Here is a 9,432-nt window from a genome sequence, read left to right as displayed (position 1 = left end):
CGGCCGCTCCGGCGCCGGGACAGGCGGCGAGACAGGCAGCGCGACCGGCGCCACGACCGGTGCCGGGGCCGGACGCTCGCCGCGGCCCGGACTCGCCTCCGCCGGCTGGGACGACGGCCTCATCGCGCGGCGCGCGCGCCAGAGGCCCGACGCGGACGGCCCGGAGTCCCTGCTCGCCGGCGGCAATGCGCACACGCCCATCGGGAGCGCCTACGCGGGCCCACTGCGCGCACGCCTCGACGCGCTCGGCGAGCTCGTCGGCCTCTCCCGCACCCGCGTCGACGCCTCCGTGCTCGCCGAGGCCGGTCAGGTGCTCGACGAGGCCTCCACGCGCCAGCGCCTCTCTTCGCGCCACACCGTCGTCGGGATCGCGGGCGCCACCGGCAGCGGGAAGTCCACGCTGTTCAACGCGCTCGCGGGCGTGCCCATCTCGGAGACGGGCCTGCGCAGGCCCACCACCGCGGCGCCCATCGCATGCGTCTGGTCCGACGGCGCGGCAGGCCTGCTCGACCGGCTCGCCATCCCCGGCAGGCTGCGCCGCAAGCCCCTCGCGGGCGGCGACGGGGACGAGGAGCTGCACGGCCTCGTCCTCGTCGACCTGCCCGACCACGACTCCGCCGTCACCGCGCACCGCGACCAGGTCGACCGCGTGCTCGGGCTCGTGGATGCGGTGATCTGGGTCGTCGACCCGGAGAAGTACGCGGACGCCGCGCTCCACGAGCGCTACCTGCGCCCCCTCGCGGGACACGCCGAGGTCACCTTCGTCGTGCTCAACCAGATCGACCGGCTGCCCGGCGAGGCCGCGGAGCAGGTGCTCGACGACCTGCGCAGGCTGCTGGACGAGGACGGGATGGCGCTCGGCGAGTACGACGAGCCCGGCGCGACGGTGCTCGCCGTGTCCGCGCTCGGCGGGCAGGGCGTGGGCGACCTGCGGGAACTGCTCGGCCGTTTCGTGCAGGAGCGCACGGCCGCGGAACGGCGGCTGTCCGCGGACGTCGCGGCGGCGGCACGGCGGCTGCGGCCCGCGTACATGGCGGAGGGGCGCTCAGGACTCGGCGAGCGCTCGCGCGAGCAGTTCGCCGACCGGCTGGCCTGGGCGGTCGGGGCCGTCGCGGCCGGTGAGACGGCCGAGCGTGAGTGGCGCAGGAACGCGGGACGCGCGTGCGGCACACCCTGGCTGCGGCTGTGGCGGTGGTACCAGAGCACGCGCACGCCGGGCGCGGAAGTGACCGAGGAGCCGCTGGTCGTCGAGGAGGAGGCCACGGCACGCCAGCGGGTCGAACAGGCGGTGCGCGTGGTCGCGGACGAGGCGTCCGACGGGCTGCCCGCGCCGTGGGCGCAGGCGGTGCGCGAGGCGGCGGTGCGTGGCTCGGCCGGGCTGCCCGAGGCGCTCGACGACCTGGCGGGCACGGCGGCGGCGCCGAGCAGCCGCCCCCCGCGGCCCGCGTGGTGGCCGGCGGCCGTGCTGGTGCAGGCGTCCATGACGCTGCTGCAGATCTTCGGCGCGCTGTGGCTGCTGGGGCAGATCTTCGGCGTGGTGCCGCCGGGACTGCTGCCGCCCGCCATGGTGATGCTCGCGGGCATCGTCGGCGGTCCGGTCGTGGAGTGGGCGTGCGCGGCGGCGGCGAGGGGGCCGGCGCGAAGGTACGGGCAGGACGTCGAGCGGCGGTTGCGCGAGACGGCCGCGGGATGCGGGCGGGCGAAGGTGCTCGACCCGATCTCGGCCGAGCTGATGCGCTACCGGGAGGTCCGCGAGCAGTACGCGGCGGTGTCGGGGACGTCGTCGGGCGCGGCCGTGCTGACGGTGGGAGGCGGCGGCGCGCCGGGGTACGGGGGCGCGGGGAGGGCCGGTACCGGCCCGGTGACCCGGGGCGGTTCCGGTTCCGGTGGGGCACGGAGGAGGACGGGCCGCGCGGGGACCGCTTGAGCGGTAGGGGCCGTTGGCCGTTCGACCCGCGGGAGCGCCGGGGGGTCGCTCGGCCGGGTGACGAGGTTTTCCACAATCGGAGGCCTTCCGCCCCTCTTCCGGCGGTGCCGCGGGCTACTTGTCCACAGGGCTCAGCAGGATCCGCGCGACTCGGTCACTCTGGTGCCACGAGCGGGACACGAGCGAGACACGAGCGGGAAGCGCGGCGGGCGTAGACGGCGGATGACGCCTGGCGCGCGCCGGAAACGGGGGAGGGGCGCAATGACGGACACCGTGGTGACGCTGGTCGGGAATGTCGCGACCGGAGTGGAATTCAAGGAATCGCCGACGGGCGGAGTGGCCCGATTCCGGTTCGCCGTGCCCGTACGGCGGTGGGACAGGGCGGCGGCCGACTGGACGGACGGGCCGACGAGTTTCTACACGGTCTGGGCGTGGCGCGCCCTGGCGGCGAATCTCGCCGCCTCCGTGTCCGTGGGCGAACCGCTGGTGGTGCAGGGCAGGTTGCGGGTGCGCGAGGAGGAACGGGAAGGGAAGCGCCGGACGTTCGTGGACATCGAGGCCTCGTCCGCGGGCCACGACCTCAGTCGCGGGACGTCCGCGTTCCGGCGGGTGGCGCGGGTACCCGGGAACCGCGGCGCGCTCAGCCAGGGCGAGGTGGTCGCGGGGCTGCTGGCGAAGGCGGGCGCCGACCACCGCCCGGCGCGGGAGCGGGCGCCGGCCGGCGGACAGGGACAGCTGTGGGAGTCCGGGCCGCCCGAACGGCCTGGTGGACGGGACCGCGTGCCCGCGCCGGCGGCGAGCGGCACAGGGGGTGGACATGAGGGAACCGGAACGCGTGCACCGCGAACTGACGAGCAGCCATGAAAGCCCGGCAGGAGGCGACAAGTCGACAGGACGCATCCCCTTCCGTGTGGCCGTTCCTGTGCGGCGCCGTACGGCCGATAACGATTCCGATGCGTTACGGCCGCCCGGCCACGAGAAACGCCGTCGCCCACATCGGCGCTCCCTAGGATTCCGACTGTCCAAGGGGCTCCGCACGAAAGTGCCCCTGGCGAAAGGGAATTCGGTGCTTTCTGTGATATCGGTCTCAAGCGGGCGGAGGGCTGGTTCCGCGCGGACCCGCGAACGCGTCCGCGCGGCAGGGCTCGGCGCCAGGCGCCTCGCCTCGGCGGCCGTCGTCTCCGGCCTGCTGGCGGTGGGCCTGGCCGCCGGGACCGGTACGGCCGCGGCCGACGATCTCGCCGGCGGGCAGCAGGACGGCGCGACGGCCACGCTCGACGGCCTCGATGTGCACGGCACGGCCGTCCTGCACAAGAAGGACGCCCACGGCCGGACCACGGACGAGCAGCTGGACGCGGGCCTGTTCGAGATGAACGTCGACGGCGGCGGCAAGCTCAAGACGTACGGCGTTGACATCGACAACCCCGTCCAGGACGAGGCCAGATACGCGGAGACCCCCTGGGCCCAGAGCTCGCTCGGGGGCAACAGGAACGCGGGCAGGATCCTGTGGATACTGCGCCACTCCTACCCGCAGGTCGACGACCTCGCCGCGCTCGCAGGCACCGCCCACAGCGGCGCCCTGACGGCGCGGACCGCGGCGGCGGGCACGCAGGTGGCCATCTGGCGGCTGTCGGACGGCGCCGATGTCGACGCGACGGACCCGCACGCGCAGCGGCTGGCTGACTGGCTCGGCGCGCACGCCCGACCGGACGCGGAGCCGCGCGCCTCGCTGAGCCTCACGCCGTCCGCGGTGTCGGGCAAGGCGAACGAGCGGATCGGCCCGGTCACGGTCAGTACGGACGCGGACAGCGTCACGGTGGTGCCCCCTGCCGACGCGGCCGAGAGCGGGGTCAGGGTCACCGACGCCCGGGGCAGGCCGGTGACCAAGGCGAAGAACGGCACCGAGCTGTACTTCGCCCCGCCCCTCGACGGCCGGCCAGGACAGGTGAAGGCGGGCACGGCCGAGCTGAGCGTGCAGGCCACGACGTCCGTGCCGGTCGGGCGGGCCTTCGCGGGGGTCAGCAGGAGCCAGACGCAGATCCTGGCCGGGTCGAGCGACTCGACGGTCTCCGCGTCGGCGTCGGGCACCTGGGCGCCGGACGCGGCGACGGCGACGCTCACGGCGCGCAAGGACTGCGCGAAGAGCGGCCTGGACGTCACGGCCACCAACCGGGGCGAAGGCGCGTTCTCCTTCGACATAGGGCAGGAGCACGAGAGCGTCGCGGCGGGGAAGGCCAGGACGATCACGCTGCCGGTCGCGGAGGACCAGCGCTACGACGTCACGGTCACCGGCGACCACGGCTTCGAGCAGGAGTTCTCCGGCACCCTAGACTGCCTCACCGCCGGCGCCGCGCCACGCTCAGGCCAGGACGTCACCAACCTGAGCGCCGCCTCCGCCGGGGGCACCGCCGGCAGCGGCACGACCGACCTGGCGAGCAGCGGACTCGCCGAGACGGGCTCGTCGAGCGCCACCCCCGTCATGGCGGGGATCGCCATCGCGCTCGTGGTGGTGGGCGGCGGCGTAATCTTCCTCGTGCGCACCAGGAAGAGGGCCCCGCAGGCCGGCCGGTGACGGCTCCGGCGTGCCGGGCGGACGCCGGGCGGGCCCTTGGCGAGGCCACTGGTTTTCGCCCGGGGGCGGCAGGCTGGCAAGATGGGTGTATCTGCCCTCACGCGGCGGAGCCGCACCTTGACCCTTCTCGAATGCCGGACGGTTTCTCTTGGCTGAGTACATCTACACGATGCGCAAGACACGTAAGGCGCACGGCGACAAGGTCATCCTCGATGACGTGACGCTGAGCTTCCTGCCGGGCGCGAAGATCGGTGTGGTCGGCCCGAACGGCGCGGGCAAGTCCACCGTGCTCAAGATCATGGCCGGCCTCGAGCAGCCGTCCAACGGCGACGCGTTCCTGTCGCCCGGCTACACCGTCGGCATGCTCCTCCAGGAGCCTCCGCTGGACGAGTCCAAGACGGTCCTGGAGAACGTGCAGATGGGCGCCGCCGAGACCATCGGCAAGCTCAAGCGGTTCAACGAGGTCGCCGAACTGATGGCGACGGACTACTCCGACGCCCTCATGGAGGAGATGGGGCAGCTCCAGGAGGACCTGGACCACGCGAACGCGTGGGACCTGGACACCCAGCTCGAGCAGGCCATGGACGCGCTGGGCTGCCCGCCGGGAGACTGGCCCGTCACCAACCTCTCCGGTGGCGAGCGCCGCCGCGTCGCCCTGTGCAGGCTCCTCCTCGAGGCGCCCGACCTGCTGCTCCTCGACGAGCCCACCAACCACCTGGACGCCGAGTCCGTGCAGTGGCTCGAGCAGCACCTCGCGAAGTACGCGGGCACCGTCGTCGCCGTCACCCACGACCGGTACTTCCTCGACAACGTCGCCGGCTGGATCATGGAGCTCGACCGCGGCCGCGCCATCGGCTACGAGGGCAACTACTCCACGTACCTGGAGACGAAGCAGACCCGCCTCAAGGTGGAGGGCCAGAAGGACGCCAAGCGCGCCAAGCGGCTCAAGGAAGAGCTCGAGTGGGTCCGCTCCAACGCCAAGGGCCGCCAGGCCAAGTCGAAGGCGCGTCTCGCCCGGTACGAGGAGATGGCCGCCGAGGCGGACAAGATGCGCAAGCTGGACTTCGAGGAGATCCAGATCCCGCCGGGCCCGCGCCTGGGCAGCGTCGTGGTCGAGGTGGAGCACCTGTCGAAGTCCTTCGGCGACAAGTTCCTCATCGACGACCTGTCGTTCACGCTCCCGCGCAACGGCATCGTCGGCGTGATCGGCCCCAACGGCGCGGGCAAGACCACGCTGTTCAAGATGATCCAGGGCTTCGAGCAGCCCGACGCGGGCTCGATCAAGATCGGCGACACGGTCAGGATCAGCTACGTCGACCAGGGCCGCGAGAACATCGACCCGAAGAAGACGCTGTGGGCGGTCGTCTCCGACGAGCTCGACTACATCAACGTCGGCCAGGTCGAGATGCCGTCGCGCGCCTACGTGTCCGCCTTCGGATTCAAGGGCCCCGACCAGCAGAAGCCGGCCGGCGTGCTGTCCGGCGGTGAGCGCAACCGGCTGAACCTCGCGCTCACGCTGAAGCAGGGCGGCAACCTGCTGCTCCTCGACGAGCCGACCAACGACCTCGACGTCGAGACGCTGTCCTCGCTGGAGAACGCGCTCCTCGACTTCCCGGGCTGCGCCGTGGTCGTCTCCCACGACCGGTGGTTCCTCGACCGGGTCGCGACGCACATCCTCGCCTACGAGGGCAACTCGAAGTGGTTCTGGTTCGAGGGCAACTACGAGGCGTACGAGAAGAACAAGGTCGAGCGCCTCGGCGCCGACGCGGCGCGGCCGCACCGCGCCACGTACAGGAAGCTCACGCGCGACTGACCATGGCCAGATTCCTCTACCGCTGCCCGCTGCGCTGGGCGGACATGGACGCGTTCGGCCACGTCAACAACGTGGTCTTCCTCCGTTACCTGGAGGAGGCGCGCATCGACTTCATGTTCCGCCTGGCGCCGGGCGACGGCTCGGCGTCGTTCTCCGGCGGGTCCGTCGTGGCGCGCCACGAGATCGACTACAAGCTGCCGCTCGTCCACCGCTACGAGCCGGTGCCGATCGAGCTGTGGGTGACGGAGGTCAAGGCGGCCTCCCTGACGGTCGCGTACGAGGTGAAGGACATGGCGACCGCGGAGCTGCCCGAGCGGGTGTACGTCCGCGCCTCGACGGTCGTCGTGCCCTACGACCTTCAGGCGCAGCGGCCGCGCAGGATCACCGCGGAGGAGCGGTTCTTCCTGCAGAAGTACATGGACGACGAGTGACGAGCAGGGACGACGGGGTGGGGGTCCTCGTGGAACGCTCCGGCGTGCTGCGCCTCGCCGACGCGGGGGAGGCGGCCGACCTCGCCGCCTTCCTCGGCCGTCTGCTGCACTACGACCGCGCGGCCGCCGTGCGCCTCCAGGCGGGCGGCGGCGTGCTCGCCGTCTTCGGCCGCCCGCCGTCGTTCGAGGTCATCGCGATCCGTACCGTACGGCTGAGCGAGCCGGGCGGCAGCACGCTCGACGTCACCGTGTCCGCCGGCGACCTCCTGGAGGGCGTCGCGGAGGCCCGCGCCGAGGTGTCCGTACCGTCTGCCGTCACGGGGCCGCCGTGGGCGGGTGTGCTGCCGCCGCGCGGTGGCTGGCGGCCCGTCGAGGGGCTGCCCGAAGTCCCGGAAATGGCGCGGGCGGTGGCCGCCGCCGTCGCCGAGTTCCGTCGACGCGACGAGGAGTTGCCCGAGGAGCGCCGCACCCGTGCCGAGCGCGACCGCATCGGCCACGACATCTGGTCGCGCACGCTCGGCGGGACGGGCCTGCCACTGCGTGCGGTGCACGCGGCCCGCTCGGTGGGATTCCTGCGTCCGCCCGGCGCCGCGCCGGGCGCGGGCGAGGCGGCGCTCTTCGCCGCCGGGTCGTGGCTGCGGCTGCGCACGGCGTACGGGTCGATCGCGGTACGCGCGGGCGGCGCAGGGCTCGGCGGACTGCCGGGTCTCAGCGTCCTGGGCTGACGGGCGGAAAGCACGGACGGGTGAGTCGCGGTCAGGGCCCTCGCGCGGCGGCCGACACGGGCGTGGCCCGCCGGTGCGGGCGCCCGGGCGCCGTGTTGTACTGGCCGGATGGAGCGCAAGCACGGCCTCGGGTTGGGCAGGTACGCCGGCCGGTCCGGCGGCGCCGCCCGCGACGGCGAGAGTGCCAGGCGCGCCGAGAAGGTGCGCGAGAGGGTGCGCCTGCTCATCGAGATCACCGCAAGGTCGGGCGCCTACCGCAAGGGCCTGGTGGCCGCCGCCGCGCACCTGAGCGCCGAGGAGGCGGCGATCCTCGCCGACCTGGAAGGGCACGGCCTCCAGGTCCCGCAGCTGCACGACGTGCTGTGCGGCGGCCATGTCCTGGTGGACGACGTCCGGCTGTACGACAAGTGGAACTTCGCGAAGGTCAGCCACCCGCGCCTGTCCAGCCACCACCGCGACATCGACAAGAACCGCTACCCGGACATCGGGATGCGCGGGCACGTGGTGCGCGAGAAGCTGCACGGACGGACCGTCCAGGGCACCTGGGTGCAGCTGGAGAAGACCCCCGCGGCCTTCGGCGGGCGGAAACTGCCCAGCATCGACGACGTGCGCCACCTCGTGGACTACCTGGTCTACCGCTTCACCCGCAGCAACGTCGGCCCCTGGGGCCTGTCGCGCAGGACGGAACGGCGCCCGATGTACCTGTCGCCGATGCTGGCCGTCCCCACGTCCCTGACACCGCCGGTCGCCAGAATGCTGGCACGCACGCTGCACCGGATCGAGGAGGCCGACGACGTGACCTCCGCCTCGGCCGACCTGGCGGCCAGGTTCCCGCCGCCCGACCGGGCGGACCTGTCGAAGGAGCTCGGCCGGTCCCTCTCCGGCAGGGCGGGCCGCGGCCTGTTCGGCGCTTCCGAGGTGTGGGTCACCCAGACACCGTCGCGCGGCGCCGCGGCCGTCCTGCGCGAGAGCAGCCTGCCGTCCCCGGGCGGATGGCAGGCGGGAGGAGTTTCATGAGCGACGAGCGGCATCCGGACCCGTCCGACCCGGGTGAGGCGGCGGTCCCCGAGGGGCTCGTCACGGCCGTGGTGAACCTCGTGCACACGGGCCCGGTGGCGCTCGGCGCGTACACCATCGCCGAACTCACGGCCGTGGACGCGATCGTGGACTTCCTGGAGGCCAGGCCTTCGGACGAGGTGCTCGCGGAGGCCGTGCGGTCCCTGGCCGCCCGCCAGCTGCTGCTGGCAGGGCCCAGCGGCGAGGAGATCCAGGTGCGGGGCGACCTGGGCATCGCGGTCGCGCTCCAGCAGCGGTCGAGGAAGGTGCTCGATGCCCGCACGACGGGGACGGGTCCCGGGGAGCCGTGGCGGATCCTGCTGCTGCCGCAGCCCGAGCCGATCTGCCTCGTGGTGCGCATCGACGCGCTCGGGGTGCACCAGCTCGGCCTCTACACGTCCGAGGAGGCGTTCCGCCTCCTCACCGACTGGCTGCCGCGCGGCACGTCCGCCGGCTCGGGCGCGGGGGACGCCGACACGGTGCTCGCCGCGGCGGAGCGCTCGGCGCTGGTCACCGTCACGCACTACACCGCGAACGGATCGGCCGAGGTCGCGGGCGCGAGCACCGACCTGGTGCTCGCCCGCGCCGACGACCGCCTGCACGCCTTCTCCCGCGACCCGCGGGAACGGGAGGAGCTGGTGGCGAGCCCGCTGGACGGCAAGGACGGCGTCCACCACAGGCTCGTCGAGCTGCTGGCATAGCACCGCGCGGGCAGCCGCGGACCACCGCGCCGGGCAGCCGCGGACGCCCCGCCGTCCGCCGCCGCGCCGGGCAGGCGGGGGGGGGGCGGGAGCGGGGGGGGGGGGCCGGGGGGGGGGGGGGGGGGGGGGCGCGGGGGGGGGGGGGGGGGGGGGGCGGGGGGGGGGGGGCGGGGGGGGGGGGGGGGGGGGGGGGGGGGGGGGGGGGGG

Annotated in this window: 7 protein-coding genes and 1 pseudogene; all 8 read left to right on the top strand. The window is 73.8% G+C overall.

Annotated elements, in window-relative coordinates; all coding sequences use genetic code 11:
- Window positions 1-1,927, top strand: a 1,927-nt coding sequence (locus JFN87_RS29545; RefSeq protein ID WP_372449303.1) for a GTPase, incomplete at its 5' end; no start/stop codon positions are given.
- Between the two features lie 261 nt (window positions 1,928-2,188).
- A pseudogene (locus tag JFN87_RS29540) lies at window positions 2,189-2,748 on the top strand (single-stranded DNA-binding protein).
- Window positions 2,749-3,002: 254 nt separating this feature from the next.
- Window positions 3,003-4,499 (top strand): LAETG motif-containing sortase-dependent surface protein, encoded by a 1,497-nt coding sequence (locus tag JFN87_RS29535; protein ID WP_307865640.1) that lies wholly within the window; start codon window positions 3,003-3,005, stop codon window positions 4,497-4,499.
- A 148-nt stretch (window positions 4,500-4,647) separates the two neighbouring features.
- The gene (gene ettA, locus JFN87_RS29530) at window positions 4,648-6,312 is read left to right on the top strand and encodes an energy-dependent translational throttle protein EttA (protein WP_209344989.1); all 1,665 of its coding nucleotides are present in this window, start codon (window positions 4,648-4,650) and stop codon (window positions 6,310-6,312) included.
- A 2-nt stretch (window positions 6,313-6,314) separates the two neighbouring features.
- Window positions 6,315-6,743 carry an acyl-CoA thioesterase gene (locus JFN87_RS29525; RefSeq protein WP_209344987.1) on the top strand — a complete coding sequence of 143 codons (429 nt, stop codon included), beginning with the start codon at window positions 6,315-6,317 and terminating at the stop codon, window positions 6,741-6,743.
- Window positions 6,740-7,468 carry a DUF8010 domain-containing protein gene (locus JFN87_RS29520; protein ID WP_307865639.1) on the top strand — a complete coding sequence of 243 codons (729 nt, stop codon included), beginning with the start codon at window positions 6,740-6,742 and terminating at the stop codon, window positions 7,466-7,468. Before JFN87_RS29525 ends, JFN87_RS29520 begins: the two co-directional genes overlap by 4 nt.
- Before the next feature lie 108 nt (window positions 7,469-7,576).
- Window positions 7,577-8,485, top strand: coding sequence for a hypothetical protein (locus JFN87_RS29515; RefSeq protein WP_209344985.1), 909 nt, complete (start codon window positions 7,577-7,579; stop codon window positions 8,483-8,485).
- Window positions 8,482-9,225, top strand: coding sequence for a hypothetical protein (locus JFN87_RS29510; protein WP_209344983.1), 744 nt, complete (start codon window positions 8,482-8,484; stop codon window positions 9,223-9,225). Before JFN87_RS29515 ends, JFN87_RS29510 begins: the two co-directional genes overlap by 4 nt.
- The last annotated feature ends 207 nt before the right edge of the window (window positions 9,226-9,432 follow it).

This window comes from Streptomyces montanisoli, from assembly GCF_017813245.1.
Lineage (GTDB): Bacteria > Actinomycetota > Actinomycetes > Streptomycetales > Streptomycetaceae > Streptomyces > Streptomyces montanisoli.
Note: the sequence above shows the minus strand (reverse complement) of the source record. Positions and strands in the feature narration are given on the sequence as shown.